This window comes from Photobacterium sp. GB-1, assembly GCF_003026165.1.
GTDB lineage: Bacteria > Pseudomonadota > Gammaproteobacteria > Enterobacterales > Vibrionaceae > Photobacterium.
On the sequence record NZ_PYOB01000001.1, the window covers coordinates 267,431 to 289,147 of the forward strand.

General features: G+C 40.2%; 20 protein-coding genes, 2 tRNA genes and 1 pseudogene. 9 read left to right on the plus strand and 14 right to left on the minus strand.

All coding sequences use genetic code 11. The features are described from left to right. Positions 1-6 precede the first annotated feature (6 nt). The 5 genes from C9J45_RS01045 to C9J45_RS01065 all read left to right on the plus strand — a co-directional run bounded on the left by C9J45_RS01045 (position 7) and on the right by C9J45_RS01065 (position 6,422). The gene (locus C9J45_RS01045) at positions 7-2,187 is read left to right on the plus strand and encodes a type I secretion system permease/ATPase (RefSeq protein ID WP_107292058.1); all 2,181 of its coding nucleotides are present in this window, start codon (positions 7-9) and stop codon (positions 2,185-2,187) included. Further along, the gene (locus tag C9J45_RS01050; protein WP_107292059.1) at positions 2,177-3,496 is read left to right on the plus strand and encodes an HlyD family type I secretion periplasmic adaptor subunit; all 1,320 of its coding nucleotides are present in this window, start codon (positions 2,177-2,179) and stop codon (positions 3,494-3,496) included. Before C9J45_RS01045 ends, C9J45_RS01050 begins: the two co-directional genes overlap by 11 nt. Positions 3,497-3,563: 67 nt before the next feature. Next, a complete protein-coding gene (locus C9J45_RS01055; protein ID WP_107292060.1) occupies positions 3,564-4,874 on the plus strand; it encodes a TolC family outer membrane protein in 1,311 nt (436 codons plus the stop codon). A 2-nt stretch (positions 4,875-4,876) separates the two neighbouring features. Continuing rightward, positions 4,877-5,485: an OmpA family protein gene (locus C9J45_RS01060; RefSeq protein WP_107205641.1), complete on the plus strand. Its 609-nt coding sequence runs from the start codon at positions 4,877-4,879 to the stop codon at positions 5,483-5,485. A 10-nt stretch (positions 5,486-5,495) separates the two neighbouring features. Beyond that, a complete protein-coding gene (locus C9J45_RS01065; RefSeq protein ID WP_107205640.1) occupies positions 5,496-6,422 on the plus strand; it encodes a PstS family phosphate ABC transporter substrate-binding protein in 927 nt (308 codons plus the stop codon). A 111-nt stretch (positions 6,423-6,533) separates the two neighbouring features. Here C9J45_RS01065 and C9J45_RS01070 read toward each other — a convergent pair whose 3' ends face one another. After that, complete coding sequence (locus C9J45_RS01070) at positions 6,534-6,977, minus strand: L-alanine exporter AlaE (RefSeq protein WP_107205639.1); 444 nt, start codon at positions 6,975-6,977, stop codon at positions 6,534-6,536. A 331-nt stretch (positions 6,978-7,308) separates the two neighbouring features. Beyond that, positions 7,309-7,574, minus strand: a pseudogene (locus tag C9J45_RS01075) (oxalate/formate antiport family MFS transporter); the annotation flags it as partial. 493 nt (positions 7,575-8,067) lie between these two features. Here C9J45_RS01075 and C9J45_RS01085 point away from each other — a divergent pair. From C9J45_RS01085 to C9J45_RS01095, 3 genes are read left to right on the plus strand one after another with little or no spacing between them, the layout of a single operon-like run. Then, positions 8,068-9,717, plus strand: coding sequence for an ABC transporter permease (locus C9J45_RS01085; RefSeq protein ID WP_107292061.1), 1,650 nt, complete (start codon positions 8,068-8,070; stop codon positions 9,715-9,717). A gap of 18 nt (positions 9,718-9,735) precedes the next feature. Continuing rightward, positions 9,736-10,386 carry an ATP-binding cassette domain-containing protein gene (locus C9J45_RS01090; protein WP_107205637.1) on the plus strand — a complete coding sequence of 217 codons (651 nt, stop codon included), beginning with the start codon at positions 9,736-9,738 and terminating at the stop codon, positions 10,384-10,386. Beyond that, the gene (locus C9J45_RS01095; RefSeq protein WP_107205636.1) at positions 10,376-10,981 is read left to right on the plus strand and encodes a CDP-alcohol phosphatidyltransferase family protein; all 606 of its coding nucleotides are present in this window, start codon (positions 10,376-10,378) and stop codon (positions 10,979-10,981) included. The genes C9J45_RS01090 and C9J45_RS01095 overlap by 11 nt, the downstream gene beginning before the upstream one ends. On the opposite strand, the gene C9J45_RS01100 is transcribed toward C9J45_RS01095, so the two are convergent. From C9J45_RS01100 to C9J45_RS01115, 4 genes are all read right to left on the minus strand, one after another. Next, positions 10,973-12,037 carry a MalM family protein gene (locus C9J45_RS01100; protein WP_107205635.1) on the minus strand — a complete coding sequence of 355 codons (1,065 nt, stop codon included), beginning with the start codon at positions 12,035-12,037 and terminating at the stop codon, positions 10,973-10,975. The two genes, C9J45_RS01095 and C9J45_RS01100, sit on opposite strands and share 9 nt — an antisense overlap. 174 nt (positions 12,038-12,211) lie before the next feature. Further along, positions 12,212-13,312, minus strand: a complete 1,101-nt coding sequence (locus C9J45_RS01105) for a trypsin-like serine protease (RefSeq protein ID WP_233217599.1) — start codon at positions 13,310-13,312, stop codon at positions 12,212-12,214. Positions 13,313-13,756: 444 nt separating this feature from the next. Beyond that, positions 13,757-13,847 (minus strand) — tRNA-Ser (locus C9J45_RS01110). Between the two features lie 30 nt (positions 13,848-13,877). After that, positions 13,878-13,965 (minus strand) — tRNA-Ser (locus C9J45_RS01115). A 261-nt stretch (positions 13,966-14,226) separates the two neighbouring features. Between C9J45_RS01115 and C9J45_RS01120 the strand changes: the two genes are divergently transcribed. After that, on the plus strand, positions 14,227-14,799 hold the full coding sequence (locus C9J45_RS01120; RefSeq protein ID WP_105060577.1) for a UPF0149 family protein: 573 nt from the start codon (positions 14,227-14,229) through the stop codon (positions 14,797-14,799). A 99-nt stretch (positions 14,800-14,898) separates the two neighbouring features. Here C9J45_RS01120 and nadA read toward each other — a convergent pair whose 3' ends face one another. The 8 genes from nadA to ybgC form a co-directional block, all read right to left on the minus strand. Further along, positions 14,899-15,960, minus strand: coding sequence for a quinolinate synthase NadA (gene nadA, locus C9J45_RS01125; protein WP_107205632.1), 1,062 nt, complete (start codon positions 15,958-15,960; stop codon positions 14,899-14,901). Positions 15,961-16,123: 163 nt separating this feature from the next. Continuing rightward, positions 16,124-16,846 (minus strand): tol-pal system protein YbgF, encoded by a 723-nt coding sequence (gene ybgF / locus C9J45_RS01130; RefSeq protein ID WP_107205631.1) that lies wholly within the window; start codon positions 16,844-16,846, stop codon positions 16,124-16,126. A gap of 21 nt (positions 16,847-16,867) precedes the next feature. Then, positions 16,868-17,410 carry a peptidoglycan-associated lipoprotein Pal gene (pal, locus tag C9J45_RS01135; protein ID WP_107205630.1) on the minus strand — a complete coding sequence of 181 codons (543 nt, stop codon included), beginning with the start codon at positions 17,408-17,410 and terminating at the stop codon, positions 16,868-16,870. A gap of 58 nt (positions 17,411-17,468) precedes the next feature. Then, positions 17,469-18,797, minus strand: a complete 1,329-nt coding sequence (gene tolB / locus C9J45_RS01140; RefSeq protein WP_107205629.1) for a Tol-Pal system beta propeller repeat protein TolB — start codon at positions 18,795-18,797, stop codon at positions 17,469-17,471. A gap of 35 nt (positions 18,798-18,832) precedes the next feature. Continuing rightward, a complete protein-coding gene (gene tolA, locus C9J45_RS01145) occupies positions 18,833-19,921 on the minus strand; it encodes a cell envelope integrity protein TolA (RefSeq protein WP_107259431.1) in 1,089 nt (362 codons plus the stop codon). A 9-nt stretch (positions 19,922-19,930) separates the two neighbouring features. Beyond that, on the minus strand, positions 19,931-20,374 hold the full coding sequence (gene tolR, locus C9J45_RS01150; protein WP_105060582.1) for a protein TolR: 444 nt from the start codon (positions 20,372-20,374) through the stop codon (positions 19,931-19,933). A 3-nt stretch (positions 20,375-20,377) separates the two neighbouring features. Continuing rightward, positions 20,378-21,067, minus strand: coding sequence for a protein TolQ (gene tolQ, locus C9J45_RS01155; protein WP_105060583.1), 690 nt, complete (start codon positions 21,065-21,067; stop codon positions 20,378-20,380). Further along, positions 21,068-21,472 (minus strand): tol-pal system-associated acyl-CoA thioesterase, encoded by a 405-nt coding sequence (gene ybgC, locus C9J45_RS01160; protein WP_107259429.1) that lies wholly within the window; start codon positions 21,470-21,472, stop codon positions 21,068-21,070. Between the last annotated feature and the right edge of the window lie 245 nt (positions 21,473-21,717).

Here is a 21,717-nt window from a genome sequence, read left to right on the forward strand (position 1 = left end):
GATGGTATGAGTAGTAAAAGTCCGCCGTTAGATAATGACATCTGGCTCGCCTCTATTTTGTGGCTATGCCAGCATTACAGCATTCGCTGTCATCGTCTAAAAGTCACCTCAGGTTTACCCTTAATAGAGGGTAAACTTGACGATTCTCTGTTTGAACGTGCAGCCAACCAAGCTCAGTTGGACGTTGGCTTACACCCGAAAAAAAAGCTAATCACAGCGAGCTTACCAGCCGTAGGGATTACTGATGCTGGCGAGCCAATCATTATTAGCGAATACGTTAATGGTGAATTTAAAACCGTCCAGTTTAAAACTAATGATGATCATACCCCAACTCCCGTTGTATCTCAGCAATCAAGCGATGAGCTAACACATCTGCTCAGCGGCGATGTCTGGCAAGTTTCGCCGATCCAAGTTGCTGACCCGCGCGTGGATGATATTAAACCTAAGCCGAAAAAACATTGGTTACTTGCAGCGATTTCAGAGGTAAAACCTTGGTATCGTGATCTGCTTATTGCCTCTATTTTTATCAACCTACTCGCTCTTGTCGTGCCGTTGTTTACCATGAACGTCTACGATCGCGTGGTACCCAACCAAGCCTTTAATACCTTATGGGTGTTGGCGGCAGGGGTATCAATTGCGTTGATATTTGATTGGTTATTACGTGAAGCACGAAGCGCTATCACCGATATGGCTGGGCATCATATTGATACCAAACTATCGGCAATTTTAATGCAAAAAGTCTTGGGGATGAAACTTGAACATCGCCCCCAATCAGCCGCTGCATTTGCGCGTCAAATTCAAGATTTCGACAGTGTGAGAGAGTTTTTCACGTCAGTCACTTTAGTTACCTTGGTTGATTTGCCTTTCACCTTGTTCTTCCTTGCATTAATTGGTTGGCTTGGCGGACCTATGATGTTTGTTCCTATCGCTGTAATGGCGGTGCTATTGCTCCTAAGCACCATTATGAAAGGAAAAATTGGTCAAACATTGGATGAGTCAGCTCGCTTATCGACCCAGAAACAAACCCAACTATTAGATAGCTTATATAATCTGTCTGATATCAAACAAAACAATGCTGAAGGCATCATCCAACGCCGTTGGGAGCAAACCGTCTCTGCACTCTCTGATTGGCATATAAAATCACGAAAATACACCAATGTTGTTTCTCATTCGGTAATGAGTAGTCAGCAAATCGTAACCATAGGTTTAATTATCATTGGTGTTTATCGTATTTCAGAAGGCTTGCTTAGCATGGGTGGCTTGATTGCTATTGTTATGCTGAGCGGTCGAGCCGCGAGTTCAATCAACCAGTTATCGATGTTAATGCTGCGCTATCAGCAAAGCCGCTCTGCTATTACAGGGCTGGATCAAGTGATGGCATTACCACAGGAAAGTAATGAGCATCAGGTTATGGATCGCGGTGAGTTTAACGGTAACGTTCAGTTAGATGATGCGAATTTCGCCTATCCTGAGCAGCAATTCAACGCCCTTAGTCATATAAAATTAGCCATCCGCCAAGGTGAGCGTGTTGGAATTATTGGCGCGGCAGGCTCAGGTAAATCCACTCTGTTAGCCCTACTTTCTTATCAATACCGCCCGAGTTCAGGACAGTTATATTTTGAAGGAATTGATGCCCAGTTATGGCCGCCCGCCGCCCTTCGTAACAACATCGGTTGGGTTGGACAGCAGCCAGCTCTTATTTACGGCACTATTTATGAAAATATTCTATTTGGCAGTGATGACGTCGATGAAAAGCGCCTAAGTCATGCCATAACCACGTCGGGCTTAAATAGCTTTATGGATCGCCTTGCCAACGGATTAGAAACCCAAGTCGGTGAAAATGGCCGTAATTTATCAGGCGGTCAACGCCAAGCAGTCGCACTGGCTCGCGCACTATATCGCTCACCTAGCCTATTGCTGATGGATGAACCAACGAGCGCTTTAGATCAACAAGCAGAAGAACGTTTTCGTCAAGCCCTGCATCAATTACCGCGTGATATCACCATGGTAATTAGCTCTCACCGCCAGTCTATTTTGGCGCAATGTGATCGCATTATTATGCTAGAGCGTGGGCAAATAGTGGCTGATGGTGATGCAAAAACCATTCTTGCTAAACAAAAACCACAACGTCCAGTTAGCCGTGTTCGATCCGTCAGTATTGTTCAAGGAGGCGGTAATGAGCAGTAATTTAAAATGGGCAAATCAAAAACACGCCTATCGTTCTCGTAAAATCGTTTGGCTTTGTTCACTACTAGTTATCTCTATTATCACTTGGGCTGCTTATTCCAAATTGGAAGAAGTGGTCGTGGGTGATGGCAAAGTTGTACCGACCCTCGCCATTCAAAAAATTCAGAGTTTAGAAGGCGGTATTATTGAACAAGTCTTAGTTAAAGCAGGCGAACAGGTAAAGAAAGGTCAGCCTTTAATTATTTTAGATGACACCCGTTTCCGTACCGCTTTCCAAGAATCTGATGAGCATTACCGTACTTTACAAGCACAAATCAAACGCCTGAAAGCCGAATTAGACACCGTAAAAGTCGATACCAAGGAAAAAGATTGGAAAAAACAAATCACAATTTCCCATCAAACTATCGCTTTTGATGATTTAAGTAAGCGTGCCCAGCTTAATGCTAAAGCCAATTACAACGAACGTATTGGACAAATTGAGTCACAACTTGAAGAAGCACAGCTTACGATTGAACAGCAAACTGAAGCGTTACGTGATGCGAAAAGTAATACATCCACACTTTATAGCAGTCTTCGTTTAGTCAATAAAGAAGCCAAAATGCTCGAAGGTGCGGTAAAACGTGGCGCTGTTGCGGAAGTAGAATTGATCCAAACACGTCGCGATCAGGTCAAATTACGCGGCGAAATTGCCAGTTCAAAAGTTGCACAACAAAAAACGTCAGCAGCATTACGTGAAGCTATTGTGATGCGCCGCAATCTTGCGTTGGAATTTAGAACCTCAGTCCAAGCACAACTCAATGAATTGACCAATCAATTTGCCCAATTAGAAGATAGTCAAGAAGGGTTAGCCGATCAGTTAAAACGCACTGAAATCACCGCCCCAATGGATGGCACTATTAAAGATATTTTAGTGCGCTCATTAGGCGGTGTTGTAAAACCCGGTGAACCTATCATGGAGTTAGTGCCCAATGACAGCAAGTTAATCGTTGAAGCGCGAATTTCGCCGCAAGATATTGCTTTTGTGCAAACAGGATTAGAAGCCACCATTAAATTTACTGCCTATGATTTTGTGGTTTACGGTGGACGCAAAGGCACAGTGACATATGTCAGTGCTGATGCCCTACAAACAGAAGACGGTACCGCTTATTACCGCGCCCATATTCAGCTCCATGATGATCCCGAGACACGTTTGCAAGTCATTCCCGGCATGCAAGCCATGGTGGATATCTTAACGGGAGAAAAAACCGTTTTGAGCTACTGGTTAAAGCCGTTATTACGCGCCAAAGCAAGTGCATTAAGAGAGCCATAACATTTAGCTAATTAGTCATGCCGTTTTACACAAAACGGCATACAGAATAAGAGATAAAGGAAAAGGAATGCGTTTATCATCATTAATAGCAGCTGCGCTATTTTCATCAAGTGCTGCGCACGCGCTCTCTTTAGAAGAGTCCGTTGCCTCAGCCATTGATTACAGCCCACAAATTGCGGGGCAATATGCCCGTTTTCAATCAGTACTTCGTGAAGTCGATGGCGCACAGGCTGATTACTTGCCACAGGTAAATCTATACGCTGCTGCGGGTTATGAAGAAACCCGTTACAACAGTGGCAATAAAATCCCAAAAGACGATCGCGGCATGAACCGAACTGAAATTGGTTTAAAAGCCTCGCAGTTAATCTTTGATGGCTTTAAAACCTCAGCCAATACTGATCGTCTGAGCTATGAAGCAGAATCTGAGCGGTTAACCTTGTTATCTGATGCAGAAGATATCTCATTAGATACCACACGTTTATACATGGAAGTACTGAAAGCCAAAACCATTCATGAATTAACCCAACGTAACGTTCGTGAACATGAAGCGATTTACCAAGATATTCTGGATAAAAACTCAAAAGGTTTAAGCAGTAATTCTGACTTAGCCCAAATCGCAGCACGTGTTGCGACGGCGCGCTCATCACTCATTGCCGCCGAAAATAACCTCTACGATCTCGATGCCCAATTTATGCGTTTAGTTGGAAAACCGGCAACGGGTTTAGTCGATCCTGTGGTCGATACTGCCCTGCTGCCTAGCAGCAAAGAAATTGCTATTAAACAAGGTATTAAGCAGCATCCTGAAATTCAAGCCGCCATGGCTGATATTAAAGCGGCACGTGAAGAAATTCGCCGTGAAAAAGGCAATTACTTCCCTGAATTTAAGCTAGAAGTACACGCAAATGCCAACGACAACGTGGGGAACACACTGGGTCCGGATCAAGATGCCCGTGTCATGCTAACCATGAATTACGACATCTATAACGGCGGAAAAACCAATGCTGATACAGAAGCCTCTGCATGGCGTCATGAAGAAGCACGTACTATCCGTTTGCGTGCAGAACGTGAAGTGGTTGAAGGGACAACCCTAGCGTGGAATGCCTACAACATGTTAGAGCAACAGAAGAAATTGTTAAAACAGAACGTTGATGCAGCAAAAGCCGCTGAAATGGGTTATGAAGAACAATTTCGTTTAGGCCGTCGTAGCTTACTTGACGTACTTGATGCAAAAGTAGAAGTGTTCCTTGCCCGCAAGAACTACATTAATACCGAATATGACCACACCTTAGCGGCATATCGCATTCTTAATGCTATGGGTAAATTGACCTATGCGTTACGTGTTGAATACCCAGAACAATGGCAGGCGAAGGAGCAATAATCATGAAAAAATCACTACTTTCTCTCATTTTATTGCCTTTGCTTTTAACTGGCTGTGCAGATATGCCTGATACTCAAGTCACTCGCCATCAGATTGATGATCTTCGCGATCATGATAAAGATGGCGTGATCAATCAACGGGATATGTGTGCAGATACACCTGCTGGTACGCAAGTTGATATTACTGGCTGTGCACCTTGGGAAGTGAAGCCAAAATACGACATCCAGACAGTTTACTTTAACTTTGATGACGACCATATTCGCTTAGATCAAAATGAAACCTTCACTCAACTTTTTGATTTATTAAAGCAAAAGCCACAGGCAAAGGTCATCCTTGTGGGTGATACTAGCCCTGAAGGTACAAACGAATACAACAAAGCATTAGCGCAACGTCGTACAGGTGTGATTAAAGATGCATTGATTGAAAATGGTATTGCACCTGAGCGCATCTCAGAGCAAGAGTTTACGCAGGTGACCGAATTAACCAAGCACCTAAAGAAACGTGAGCGACGCACCATTGCTGTTATAACCAGCAACCAAATGGAGCCTGTAAAAAAATGGACAATTTACAGCTCTGAGCAATCAGCGCAACATGCATCAACAGCACAGTGAGGGAATACTCGTGAATAAATCAACTTTAACTTACATGTTACCACTGGCGCTGTTTGCTTCTTCTGCTTATGCCGATAGCAGTAAAACCATTGCGGTTGAAAATGAACTCAATACCGTTGTCAACGAGCTAATTTCAACAGCTACGTTGAACAATCATTTACTCACCGAACAAAGCAATGATATTCAAAAAGTCATGATTGAAGATGGGGTAAAAATTGGTATTAGCTCTCGTCGTTGGTTAGATAGCGAAGTCGCCGTTTTTAAAGATAAATACGGTTATAAACCAACCGAGCTGTACTTTACATCCGATGCCATCGCCATTTTGGTTAATGAAGATAATCCAATTAAGTCTATTTCAATCAATGCACTGGCTGATATTTTTGGCTGCCAATCATCATTAAAATCAATTCAATGGCAGACAGTAAGTCCTGTACTTGCCAACAATACTGAACTGGCACAAGTACACGCTTATTCAGTCAATGGTGATTTATCAGCACACCGTAATTTCACCAAGATGATCACCTGCTACGATGGCCAAAAAACGGCAACTAAATCGTTAAACAGCCGTAAAGATTTAATCGATACTATTGAATCAAAAGAAAACGCCATTGGTTACACCGTATATCAAAGCCAAGATAAAGATATTAAACGTATTGATATTATTGATAAAAATGGTGAGCGTTTTGGTCTAGATCATGAAACAATTTTATCAGGCCGCTATCCACTTGCTAACGTTTATTACATGTATCTGAATTTAGAGCCAACAAATAGCTCTCTATCGCCGCAGCAAGCAGCCTTTGTCAATTACGTAATGACACCAGAAGCGCAACAGACACTGACTGACAACGGCTTTATCAATTTACCAGCAGCGGCAATTACGCGTAACAAAGTCGTATTAAAACAGCAGCAACCTGAAATTCAGGGCGGTTATAAATAATTTAACAATTGTTTTAAAACAGCCATGAATTGGTATCTATCGCTATCAAAGCAACAGGGGCGTAAAGTTAAACTTTACGCCCCTGTTTTTTATACTATCGCGTATTTTTAATCATACCGCATTCGGTACACGGAACATGCGGCGACACATTTCTAAAAACTGACCATAAACAATCCCCAACGCACCAGAAACCACGATATTACTGGTTACAGCAGTGACAATTTGATCAAAGTTCGCCCCTACAACTAATAATATGCAAGCATAGATCGGTGATTGAAATAACACATAAGCCACCATATCAGAGAAGCCCTTCATCCAACGTTTTGTTGAAAAGCGCATACCTGTTCGGATCATGTAATCTCTAAACATGCCATAAGGCCAAGCAATCGCAATATTAACAGGGATAGATAATGTTCGTGATGCTAACGACTGCTCAAACGACATACCTGAAATAAAGATCTCAATCATCATGCCAGCGGCAAAGCTAAACACAACCATCGCAAAAGTATCTGCTGCGGCATTTCTATACTTTAAAGGAAACTTAATCACAGACATGGCTATCTCTTACCAAACAATAAACTAATTAAAACACTGCTTAGAGTGACCTTCACTGCCTTTAAATTTATAAGCAGTTTATTTGCGTATTAAAACAGAGTTTAACTAAAATAAGACACCATATTTTAATGTTATTTTCATTCTGGTAACTAACTTTCAATATAAAAATAGTGTTTTAAACTGCCTTTATTCAAACTAGCCAGTGTAATCATTTATTTATATAGAGATTAACTATGCTGCGCCCTTTCTCACCTTCATACAGATAATAAAAAATCCGAACACTCATAATAAGTGCTCGGATTTATAGATATTCTTTTCTCAAATTATCCAGTTAGTGATTGACGACTAACTGTGCTTCATTTTCACCGTTAGGTAATTGGATGGTTAATGCAATCACAAAAGAGACAATCAATAATGCGAACATCAAGTAGAACGTTGCAATAAAGCCACCAAAAACGGATGCGACAATTGAACCAATCAAGCTACCAACACCGAAGCCTAGGTAAATAACAATGCACATACAGCCACTAAACAGATCGTCAACGCAATCGCTATTACCTTAGTACGTGCGATTTTATCTGTCAGAATACCAAGTACAAACGTCCACAGATGTTGGACAATAAATATTAATCAAATAACGGTGAATACCAGCAATCATCCATCAACTTTCACTCCCATATAGGTATTTAACACTGCAAAAAGGAGCAGTAAAAGAGACATAATGATAGTTTAAAAGGTCGACAATGTTGTTTTTTAACAATCGACTGAAAGTGCGGGGTTTGTGTTAATCAAAAAAGTGCCATTAATAGTAAAGCAGCACGTTCAAATACTGCTACCAACATCATTAATTGGTCGTTATACACAAGTAACCGACTAATAAGGATATAAACGCAATTATACGAAATATAATTTTAGTCATTGGTTATGAAACAAAAGTTTGCAAAAACGGGTCATAGTTATCGTCACGGGTAATTTATTGATTAAATAATTAAAATCGCATTGCTTATTGCATAATTATAATTACTATCAGCATCGTCTTACGTCTCTTATACCTTAAGACGGCAACCTTTTTTAACCATGAGAACACGGTATGTTACCTGCGTTTTACTTTCTTTTAATTGCCGTGTGTATTTTACCGACATTGCCAGGGCTACTCGGTGTAGTGATCACTGCATTAGGGTATATGCCACCATTAGGGCTAACTCAATTCTCATTCAACGGCTTTAGCCAAGTATTACAATGGCAAGGTGTCGAACACTCCATTGCCTTAACATTTTATACAACGGCAGCTAGCTGTTTTCTTGCTGGTTTATTTACTTTTGCAATCATCCAAACCTGTTGGGGCACCCGCCTGTGGCAGCGAATTGAATCAGCATTAAGCCCTCTTCTCGCTATTCCCCATGTTGCTTTCGCGATTGGCTTTGCCTTTTTATTTGCGCCAACAGGAATGGGCGTTCGTTTATTGTATTCAGTACTTCCAGCCAATCTCAGTACTCATGCTGTCAGTGAAACCGCGTTACTGATCAATGATCCATATGGCTTAGGGCTTATCGTTATGCTCGCCTTAAAAGAGACGCCTTTTTTAGTGCTAATGAGTATTCCGGTTCTCCAACAATTAAATATTGAGCAAACCCAAAAAGTATCAACATCTCTGGGCTATAACCGTGCTCAAACATGGTTAAAGTGTATTTTCCCTCAGTGGTTACCTAAGATGCGTTTTCCTCTATTTGCTATCGTGGCTTATGGTGTCTCTGTCGTCGATGTTGCACAAATTATAGGGCCAACCAATCCACCCACCTTTGCTGTTTTAGTCTGGCAATGGTTTATAGATCCAAACCTACAACTCATGCCGCGAGCTGCCGCTGGGGCAATCATGCTATTTGTTATCGGCACAATATTATTAGGTATTACGGTGGCGATAGAATGGCTACTCACCCAGTTTTTTAAACAGTGGCAATGGTCGGGCAGATATGGCTTTGCGTTACCAGGAAAATCACTTTTTACCCTATTGCTGGCATTAACAGCGTTGATTATCCCAATATTAAGTCTATGGTCAGTCGCACTGCGTTGGCGCTTTCCTGACGTACTTCCAAGTCGTTATAGCTTGCGTTTTTGGCAACTAGAATGGAGTCATATTCTTAGTACAATCAACATCAGTGTAGTGATCGCACTGATTAGTGCATCGCTTGGATTATGTTTTGCCATTGCAGCGCACGAATATCGTATAAAACATAAATGGCATATTCCTAACTACATTATTGCTATTCCGATGCTGATCCCACAGCTATCGTTGCTTTTCGGTTTGCAAGTACTAACTTTATTTTCCTCACTTAATACTTATCTACTATGGGTCTGTTGGGCACATCTCTTTTTTGTTTTCCCTTATGTCTATCTCGCACTTGATGGCCCTTATCGCAGTTATGATCAACGTTTAACTCAAATTGGATTAAGTTTAGGGAAAACACCTTTTCAGGTATGGCTTAAAATAAAGCTGCCGCAATTATCATCGGCATTTATTTTTGCATGGGTTATTGGCATTAGCGTCAGTTTGGCACAATACCTCCCAACATTAATGCTGGGTGCTGGCCGAATAAGTACGTTAACGACAGAAGCCGTAACCCTTGCAAGTGGTTCGGACAGGCGAGTTACCGCTATTTACGCCTTATGCCAAGCGCTGCTCCCGTTCGGCTTTTTTATTTTAGCTCGACGAATAAACCGACGAAAAACAATAAACGTTTAAAAATAGAGTCAACTAATCATGAGTCTACATATCAACAACGTCACAATATCAATGCCTAATGGTGATGCTTTACTGACTTCTTTTTGCTTACAAATCGCAAAAGGAGAAATCGTGACCTTAATGGGAGCGAGTGGCTGTGGAAAATCCACCTTATTAAATTACATTGCAGGCCATTTAAGTGATGCATTTCAGGCACAAGGTAACCTTATATTAAATAATAACGATATCACCGAAGTACCTGCTCACTTACGTCAGATAGGCATGCTATTTCAAGATGATTTGCTCTTTCCTCATCTATTAGTATGGGAAAACCTTGCGTTTGCACTACCCAATCGTATTAAAGGTAAAGATCGCCACAAGCTGGCTCTTAATGCCCTTGAAGAGTTGCAGCTATCAGCGTTAGCAAATGCTTACCCTCATCAAATTTCAGGTGGGCAACGTGCGCGAATTAGCCTTACTCGACTGTTATTAGCCCAGCCTCAATTAATCTTATTGGATGAGCCATTCAGTAAATTAGACAGTGGCCGCCGTGCACAATTTAGAGATTGGGTTTTTAACCAAATTCAGCAAGCACAAATACCCACTTTAATGGTGACGCATGATAAACAAGACATCCCAAACAATAGCCGTGTGATCAATTGGCAAACGGAGAGCCATTATGCTCGATAATGTAAGTATTAAGCTTATTAAAGCCCCGCTGAATATTATTGCAGCCCGTCTACATCCCTATGGTATTACTGCAAATCAAGTCACCTTTACAGGCTTTCTTATCGGTTGCTTAGCGTTTCCAGCTTTAATGACAGAGCACTATTTCATTGCCCTGCTTTTTATCTTGCTCAATCGTATTTGTGATGGTGTTGACGGGGCACTTGCACGTATTCAAGGTCTTACTGATGCGGGTGGCTTTCTGGATATTAGTTTGGATTTTTTATTCTATTCCTTAATACCTTTCGGCTTTGTACTCGCCAATCCAGAGCAAAATGCCATTGCTGGCGCATTTTTAATCTATGCCTTTATTGGAACGGGCAGTAGTTTTCTTGCTTTTGCTGTTATGGCCAGTAAGCGAGGTATTGAAAACCCCGTATATCGTAATAAATCATTGTATTACATGAGTGGATTGACAGAAGGCACAGAAACAATCGCTTGTTTCATCCTCTTTTGTTTGTTCCCTCAACACTTCGCAGTCATTGCCTATATTTTTGCGTCAGCATGCTGGTTTACCACTTTTACGCGGATATATAGTGGATTTAACACTTTAAAATAAGGAGTTAGAATTATTTTTACCTTCAAACTTCTTTTTAACCTGCTCTAAAAAAACGGTTTCGGCTGTTGGCGATCCTACACGATTCGCCTCTAATAATAATTTTAGTGCTTTAGCAAAATCCCCTTTATTTAAAGACTGAGTGATTAATTGATTATAAATTCTTTCCGTTTCTACAAGCATACGTTCACTTTTCGTTGAAGTTTCTTGTTCAATTAATTTAACAGGCAACTCATCGGTTGAATTGTTTGACCATGAATTTTTATTATTATCAACTGTTTGAAATTTAGATGGATATTCTGCTTTTTTTGCTATCTCTTGATATGCTTTATAAGTTTGAGAATCATCAATAATATTTATATTTTCTTTTAAAGGTGTTGAAGGCACTTTTTTCAAAGGTACAACCAAAGGAGCTGCAGCAACTACTGGTGATGGCGATGGTATTACATTTTTCTTGATATTTAATGGTATTAGCTCAACATCTACCATTTCTGTTATTCTCTTTGTTATAGACACATCATCAAAAGATAAACTCCCCTTGGTATACAAATTGACAAGCTCTTGTCCACTAGGGGTATCGAATATAATCTTAGTACCTTCATGACTTTGAGGTGTGAATATAATCATATAAGGTATTTTTCTACTTAACCTTATATTTTTAATACTATAGCTTTCGTCTTTTCCATTATTTTCAAAATCAAAAAAATTAACTGATTTAAAAAGTGAAAGTTTATCATCGAAGATCATAACATTAGGTGAAAATACATTATTACTTGTAATTTTGCTTTCAATAGAGAATGTAATATCCTCAATACCATCAGCTAATTTATAAGCTTTATATAAACTTTTTTCACCAGAAAAGTAGCCAATATTTGATTTTTCATTGATATAAAGTTTCTTTTCTTCACCATTTATCACTTGCCAATTTATATATTCAAACGATCGACAACATACAAAAGACTTTGATGTTGGATCATTATCAGACAAACTGAATAAGTGCGATGAGCAACCACTTAATAAAAGCCCTCCTAAAATAATAACATACCAATATTTTATCATAGTTATACCTAACTCAATATGTTTAACTTATTTAAGGTTTATATGAACATATAAGTACTATAGTAAATATAAAAAATTAATCTCTCTGCTATTCGTATTATTTTTAAGAATTAAAACGAGCAACTTGTCTGGTAAGACATAAACTTAAGCTGTATAGGGGTTTATTTCTCGCTATTAATTTTTAAGTAATATCAACTTATCGATCCAAGTAACAACCAAAATAATCAAAATGAAATACCAAGAAACTAAACCACCGCTGCTATCCGTCGTGACGATTTCTTTCTCAGGTTCAGGTTCTGGTGAAGTTCTTTCTTGAGGGTAATCTGGTATTGATACAAATGGGTCAATATCTATAGTTGGTTTTAAGTTATTATCGTTGAGTGTAAAATCCTGATAACCATGGTGTTTCGTTACACAATCTTCTATCCAGAGTTTGTAAGATGAAACCTGCGTATATTGACCAGTAAGTTGGTTATATTGATTTTCAGGAAAGTTATTTCGATTTATACATATCGCCCCATTACTAGCCAGTCCAATTAGCCTTACTCCCTTATCACTATCTGACATAGTCTGTTCATTCTGCCAAATAAGAGGATTACCCGAGTCACCATTACAAACATCTTTAATGAGTCCGTTAATATTTGAATCAGCGCATACAATATAATCATGATTATCAGTTAAACCTATGCATTGTTCGTCAGGAACCCCAGCTAAGGTGACTACCTGCAAGATTGATGGATAGCCTTTGCTAACAGTATCTCCCCAACCTGACGCAATTGTCGTTGATGATGAATCAATATTTGTTGCCCAAGAATTTCTAAATTGCTCATCTACAATATATTGCTCATTAACTGTAGCGATCTTAATCGCTTGAGACACCTCAAAAAGTGAGCGGTCTACCCTTAATAAAGCGATATCATTTAAGAATGTTAGCGGGTCATAATCTGGATGTGATATTTTATCGACAATATTAAACTTATATCTATCATGTAAAAGAACAAGATTGTCCACATCAACACTATGAGCACCAACAATAGCTACATTACCTAAATTATCATTATTACAGTGAGCAACAGTTAGCAACCAATGCTCTGCGATGACAACCGCACCACAAATAATGGAATCGTTATTTTTACTTATAAGAGCGGCATTCCATGGTAGTAGAAAAGAATCAAAAAGATCGACGTCAGAGCCATTAAGCACTTTTTTAACAGGCTGGGAAAAAGATTGCGCAGATAAAAATAAAAGTACAATATAAAAGACCATTTTTTGCATGATTTTTACCATCGAAATTCAATATTTATATTCACTCTTAATAATAAACACCTTTGATAATAATTTAAAAATGATTCCATATATTCTTAAAAGTTAAACTATATTATTTATTTTAAACTTAATAGATAACATATATTAAATTGAAATAGTGATTAATAGACATACAGCCTATAACTAAAAGTTAATAATGACTCTTACAGTAATAAAGATATACGAATAAAGTAACGTCTAGATCATAATAGAAAATACTTATATATTAGGTATATATAATAAAAATACAAAAAAGCCGCTAACTTTCGCTAGCGGCTTCTTTAATATGACGGAGCAGCTCTGGGTATTAGAGGATTTGAACGCTTCAAATACCAATCTCTGTATCACAATAGGTAGCAGTCATTTTTCAAACGTAAAAAAGCCGCTAACTTTCGCTAGCGGCTTTCTTTAATATGGCGGAGAGATAGGGATTTGAACCCTAGATACGCTATAAACGTATGCCGGTTTTCAAGACCGGTGCTTTCAACCACTCAGCCATCTCTCCTAAATTGTTATCTCTTAAAAAAATAAGAGATGGCGGTGAGGGAGGGATTCGAACCCTCGATACGTTGCCGTATACACACTTTCCAGGCGTGCTCCTTCAGCCACTCGGACACCTCACCACATTGCGTTAATAGGCACTGCTTCTTAACGGACGGCTACTATATTGTGCTAAAGGTATTAGGTCAAGATAAAACTGAAAGCATCGCATTAAGTGTCTACTTTTAAAACAAATCTGATACTTATACGAAAATATCTCATCGTGTCTCTATTTTGACCTAACGAGGCTGTTACAATAAGTAACTAATACTTGATTACTCTTTCGTTGATCGTTTAATAGGTCAAGGAATATCCTAACAATGATTAAATAGAGACTCTTTTATATGTCTTCAAAACTTAGCGTCATTTTGCAAGATCAACAGCTTGCCGAACTACTGCTCAACGAAGCGCAAACACGTGGCTTTGTCACTGCAATGGCTGCAGCACCTAATATTATTGCCCCAACAGAATGGCTAGCTTTTTTATGGGGTGGAGAAGAAACCTCTCCTTTTAGTACCCATGAAGAATTAGAAAACTATGCCAATGCAATCATTGATATTTTAAATGAAGCACGTACAACTCTCTATGACAACACATGGCAATGGCCTGAAGGCTGTGCACTAGACGATAGCCAAATTGTCACCGAAGCAACCAGTAACTTCTGTGAAGGTATGCTTCAGGGTTGGCAACTTGCGCGTGATGATTGGGAAACCATTATGCCACCAGAAAGTGAAGATAATGCCCTACTGGGTGGCGTATTGCTTTCTTTCAGCCTACTGTTTGATCCTGAAACAGCACTTGAAGCATTAAAAGAACAAGATGCTGATGCCTTAGCGCAATTTGAAGAGATCTTTAATGCCATTCCTGTAATGCTCTGTGGCTTAACACAACGTGGCGCAATGTTAGTTCAAGACTAATAATCCACACATTTCCCTAAAACAAAGAAGGCGAACAGAGATGTTCGCCTTCTTTTTTATGCTCGTTTGTTATTCATTGCCGCTGATTTAACAAAAAGCTTAAGCATTACCTTTTACTTTTAACTGCAATTCAGCCGCAAAATCTAGCATTCGGTTTAACGGGATCAGTGATTTTTCACGTAGCGATTCATCAACAAAAATTTCATGCTGCTCACCACCATCATTTAATGCGGTGTAAATCGCTTTCAAACCATTCATTGCCATCCACGGACAATGTGCGCAGCTACGACATGTTGCCCCAGCCCCCGCTGTTGGAGCCTCTACTAATTCTTTCTCTGGCACCATTTGCTGCATCTTAAAGAAAATGCCTTTATCCGTTGCTACAATAAGCTTCTGATTCGGTAGCTCTTTCGCGGCTTTAATAAGCTGGCTTGTTGAACCCACAGCATCAGCTAATGCGACAACACTCGCAGGTGATTCAGGGTGAACAAGAATAGCAGCATCAGGATATAGGTGCTTCATGTCGCGTAGGGCTTTAGCAGAAAACTCGTCGTGAACAATACATTCACCCTGCCACAACAGCATCTCTGCACCTGTTTTCTTCTGAATATAAGAACCTAAGTGACGATCCGGTCCCCAAATGATTTTCTTGTCTTCGCTATCTAAATGCTCAACAATCTCCAGTGCAATACTTGATGTTACAACCCAATCAGCACGTGCTTTTACTGCAGCAGAGGTATTGGCATAGACAACAACAGTATGATCAGGGTGAGCATCGCAAAACTCGCTAAATGCATCAATAGGACAACCTAAATCAAGCGAACATTCAGCCTCTAAGGTTGGCATCAATACATGCTTTTCTGGTGTAAGAATCTTGGCAGATTCACCCATAAAGCGTACACCACAAATAATTAAGGTGGTGGCTGGATGTTGATTACCAAAACGAGCCATTTCTAGTGAATCACCAACAAAACCGCCAGTTTCTTCAGCCAATGCCTGTATTTCAGGATCGGTATAATAATGCGCCACTAATACTGCATCTTTATCCTTTAGCAATTGTTTGATTTGCTGAATATATTGTTGTTTTTCAGTATCAGTTAGTCGGGCAGGTTTTGGTGGAAACGGATATACCATCTCTGATGGATCAAATGTAATACTCATTTTTCACTTGCTCATTAGCATTCCTTTAGTGTCCGAACATTATACGCTGGATTTTCCAAATTTCACCTTTAACCAACACTGCTTCGACTTCGTAGTAACAAAAAAGCCCACAACAGAAATAACCATTTCTTTGTGGGCTTTTAAAATCAAACCGTAACTGCGTTTATTTTAACTTCGTAAGCGCTGTTTTAGCTTGATTAGCAGACGTTGAATTCGGGTATGCTTTGATCACTTCTTGATAATATGTTTTTGCCGTCGCAATATCATTACCACGTTCTGCAATCACACCAAGTTTCAGCAACGCATCAGCGCGCTTACTTGAGTCTTTGGTATCTGCAACCACTTTAAAATTCGTTGTAGCATCTGCTAGCTGATTCTGAGCAAAGAATAATTGCCCTAACCAATAACTAGCATTCGGCTTATAAACCGAATTAGGGTAAGTCGTTAAGAAGCTTTGGAACGCTTTTGTTGCGCCTTTATAATCTTTCTCTTTTAAGATCAGATTAACCGCTTTTTCATAGGCCGTATTTTCATCGGTATTACTTGAAAAAGCTTCACTTGATGCCGCTTCTTTTTTAGCGTCCGTAGGCTCGGCTTTCGCTGGTTGGCGGCTCAAGTTATCAACTTCTCGATAGATGTCGCGTTGACGATCTACCACTTTTTTAATTTCATAACTATTACGTTCAACGTTGCCACGAAGCTCATCAATATCTGATGACATCTGCTCTAAGCGGCGCTGCATTTGTAACTGCACCTGACCTTGCGCTTCAAGCATACGCTCTAAGCTATCTAAATTCGCTGCCGATACAGGCGCGGCGACCACTTGGGTCGCCGCGCTCATCAGCAACACTAATGCAAGTTTTCGCATTACTTTGTTACTGCTCATATTGGGTTTACCTACATTAGATTAGTAAACTAAAACCGCGCGACGGTTTTTCGCATAATCAGCATCAGTGTGACCTAATACTAATGGTTTTTCTTCACCGTAGCTCACAATAGAAAGTTGAGATGCAGGTACACCTAATGCTTGCAGGTACTGTGCTACTGCATTGGCACGACGCTCACCTAACGCAATGTTGTATTCTGGCGTACCACGCTCATCAGCATGACCTTCAACGATGACTTTAATACTTGGGTGGTCACGTAAGTACGCAGCATGTGCTTCTAAAATTGCTTGGTACTCAGGTTGAATCTCTGCGTTATCAAACTTAAAGAAAACGGTTTGTTCTTGACGTAACTGCTGCAATTGTTGCTCAAGCAATTGTTCTTCACTCATGCTTCCTGATGGATCAACCGGAGTCACAATTGTTTGATCAGGCGAAGTGCTGCCGCCATTAGTACCGTTTTGGTTCGCAGCAGAGCTGTCTGCACTATCTGTTGAACTACATGCTGCCAATGTCATCATTGGTAGCGCAATGGCTAAACTTTTCAAAACTTTGTTCAGTTGCATCTAGATTTCCTTTTTAAACTCAATCGTGCCTCAAAAGGCAAATGAGAATTAACTCAAATTATAAAAATGGGCCCCAAGATGGTGCTCGTACACGTTTACTTGTTGATGGTAAGCGTGCTTGGAATCGACCATCGATGGATACCAAAGAAAGTTCGTAAGTACCATTATTTTGCGCTGAGCTATAAATAATCATACTTCCATTAGGAGCAATACTTGGTGACTCGGCAAGGCGTGCTTTTGTTAAAATTTGCATTGCACCTGTTTTAAGATCTTGTTTAGCAATGTTGTAACCACTATCTGAACGGTTTACGACGACAAGATAACGCCCATCAGGTGTAATTTGTGGTCCCATGTTCTGAGAACCTTGCCAAGTTACACGTTGCGTATCACCGGTTGCTAAATCTAAATGGTAAACCTGTGGACGACCGCCACGATCAGAGGTGAAGTAAAGAGATTGACCATCGGGTGCCCATACCGCTTCCGTATTATTAGCACGGCCGTGAGTAATTTGGCGTAATTGATTGGTTTTCAGATCTTTAATATAGATCTGCAAGCTACCTGTTTTAGAAAGTACCATCGCTAATTTAGTACCATCAGGTGAAAACTGTGGTGAACCATTATGGCGAGGGTAATCCGCCACTACTTCACGCTTACCTGTGTAGATATCTAACACGAAGATCTGTGCTTTACCGCTTTCAAAGCTTACATACGCCAGTTTGCTACCATCTGGCGACCATGCAGGAGACATTAGCGGTTGTTTGGACTTCAATACCACACGTTCGTTGTAACCATCGTAATCAGCAACACGTAATTGATATGGAAACTTCGATGAACGATTATTATCAACGTATGCAATACGCGTTAAGAATGCACCACGTTCACCCGTTAGCTTCTGGTAAATTAAATCAGAAATACGGTGAGCATATTGACGCATGCGGTTAGGCTTTACTGACGCTTGATTATTCAATAGTAAATAATCGCCTTTTGCCGCCCCTTCAGTGCCTGCTGCTAGTTTACCTTTAACAATGTCGACTAACTGATAATTAACGGTGTAATTGCCATCTTGATTCTTAACAATTGTACCTGTTACAACCGCATCAACGCCCATCTTACTCCATGCTGAGTAATCAATTTGGCTTTCATTATGAGGTAACTGTGGCAATTTATTTGTCGGCACTGGGCTGAACTTACCACTTCGTTGTAAATCTGATGCAATTACTGCAGAAATATCAGTGGGTAGTTTACCTTCACCTTCCCATTTGAAAGGAACAACACCAATTGGGCGTGCAGAATCCACACCATCAGTGATCACTAATTCAAGTTCAGCATGTGCAAATTGGCTAACGCTTAATAGAGCTAAACATAAGCCCATTATCCAACGTTTCATCCATCGCTCCTATTTTATATTGCACCACAAATCATTTACTGTGGCGTGACTGTAAGTTTGATATCTCTTAATTTTTTCGCAATTTCTGGATCATCAGGCATTGGGAATTGGCTAACTTTGACTACCGCAGATTTTGCCGCGCGACATAATGCACCATCACCACCAGATTGAGTGACATCCAGTACTAAACCATCAGCAGACAAACGCATAGTCAAATTACATTCTTGGCCTTTAAAACTTTGATCAACCAATAAATTTTGTTGAATCATTTGTTTATATATTGCGCCATAACGTGCCACTTCATCAGCAATATGTTGCCCTTTCGCACCACCGCGCTGCTCACTTTCCGCTTCAAGACCTGCAAACATATCATTCAATGCTGCTTCTTTTTGCTGCTGGAGTTTCTTCGCTTCAGCTGCTTTGCGTTTCGCTTCTGCTTCGGCTTTTTTCTTAGCTTCTGCTGCCTTACGCTCAGCCTCAATACGTTTTGCTTCTGCTTCTTTACGTTTCGCTTCCGCTTGAGCTGCTTCTTCTTGTGCTTTTTTCTTTGCTGCTACTTGCTTTTGACGCTCAAGTTCAGCTTGTCGACTTGCTTCTTCCGCTTTACGTTGTTCTTCAAGTTTTTGTTGACGAACTTGCTCCGCTTTTTCTGCTGCCTCTTGTTTCGCTTTACGCTCAGCTTCTGCTTTTGCTGCTTGTGCTTTCGCTACTTTTGCCGCTTCATCAGCTTTACGTTTTTCTTCAGCCGCTTGCTTTTGTTGCTCTGCGACTAACTTGCGTTGTTTCTCTGCTTCTCGTGCTTCTTTCTCAGCTTTTAGCTTGTCGGCTTTTAACTGTCTAACACGTTCAGCTTCATCTTTTCTCTGCTTTTCAAGCGCTTCCGTCTGCTCTTCCAGCCTTTTTTTACGCTCTTGTTCAGCACGTTTAGCCGCTTCCCGTTGCTCTCGAATTTGCGTCGCTTGTTGATGAATCATTGCAGGATCGACAACCACAGCTTGAATGGTATTGCCGCCCACATCTGATTTTTTCATCGTAAAATCAGCGCCCCAGAACAATAATCCAATCAACAGCGCATGAATAAATAACGATATAACGGTGGAACCTGTGTAATTGTTATTTTTCATTCTTTAACCTTATTGCTCAAGAGGCTCAGTCATTAAGCCAACAGAGCCGACACCGGCTTGGTTTAAGGCGTCCAATGTTTCGATAATATGTGCATAAGGTGTACGACCATCACCACCTACCATCACTAACGTTTTAGGCTGCGCTGCCATTTGCGCTTTTACACGTGCAAGCACTTCTTGCAACGATAAGCCCCGTTGCATGTCAGCATTGTCGATACTGACACCAAGGTGGCCATCTTTATCGACTTCCACAATAATTGGCGGAATATCGCTATCTTTATTCATCTCTGCAACCGTTTCTGCCGTGGTGGTTTGTGGCAGATCCACATCCACACCTTGGCTAACGAACGGCGCTGTTACCATAAAGATAATAAGCAATACCAACATAACGTCGATATAGGGAACAACGTTAATTTCCGCTGTCATTTTGCGCTTTTTCGGTTGATAAGCCATTGCTTACTTCTCCTGATTAGCGGCAAATGCTTGACGGTGTAAAATACTTGAAAATTCTTCCATAAACGTTGCGTACGTATGTTCTAGCTTTGATACTTTATTGGTTAAACGGTTGTAGAACATTACAGCAGGAATCGCAGCAAATAAGCCCATCGCCGTTGCAATCAACGCTCCTGCGATACCAGGTGCAACGGTTGCTAATGTTGGCTGTTTCATCGCACCAAGAGCGATAAATGCAGTCATAATACCCAGTACAGTACCAAATAAACCAATATATGGACTAATTGAACCCACCGTCGCTAAAAACGGAAGATTGGTTTCTAATTCATCAACTTCTTTTGAAAGTGATACGCGCATTGCTCGACTTGTACCTTCCATCACCGCTTCTGGCACTTTATCGTTGCTGCGGTGTAAACGTGCAAACTCTTTGAAACCTGAATAGAAAATTTGCTCAGACCCCGTTAGGTCATCTTTACGTGCTTGTACTTCTTTATACAACTGAGATAAATCAATACCTGACCAAAAACGATCTTCAAATTGTGCGGCTTTACGGCTAGCCTCTGACAATACTTGAGATCGCTTGATAATCATTGTCCATGATGCAATCGACATGCCTAATAAAATAAGCATCACCATAATTTCAAGCGCACCTGAATTTAGAATAATGTCTAAAACCGTCAACTCTGAGTTCACTTAATTTATCTCCAGCTTTAATTGTTCAGGAAGTGCAATAGGCTTCATCTGTGTCGGATCGACACAAGCAATTTTCACCAATACCTTACACAGCACTTCGTTGTTATTGTTTACTAATTCTTGGCTAAATTCGATTGAAGCTCGTCGTATATTTTGCACCACTGTATGGACCATTAACTGATCATCAAGTTTTGCACCACGAAGAAAATCAATCGTTAGGCTGCGCACAACAAAACTCATATTTAACGAAAATAACTGTTGCTGATTTAGCCCAATTTTTCTCAAGTATTCTGTTCGTGCTCGCTCAAAAAACTTCAAATAGTTAGCGTGGTATACCACCCCACCAACATCGGTATCTTCATAGTAAATGGTTACTGGCCACTTAAAAACATTAAGTTGTGTCATTTTATTACCATTGAGTCGTGGCTATCATTCATATATGCAAAAATACATTGCTGCTACTATACATCAACTTAATATAACGTTGTTACTGAGTGATGCTTTCAAGTCGTTATTTTATATAAAATTAACGCTTACGTATCCATTCTGACAATCAAATCACATTTCTGTTCACATACCATGCGTAACAAGCGAAATGAATGCAATTCCTACCTAATATTTATAAAAAAACGGCTTACTACCACAGTAGT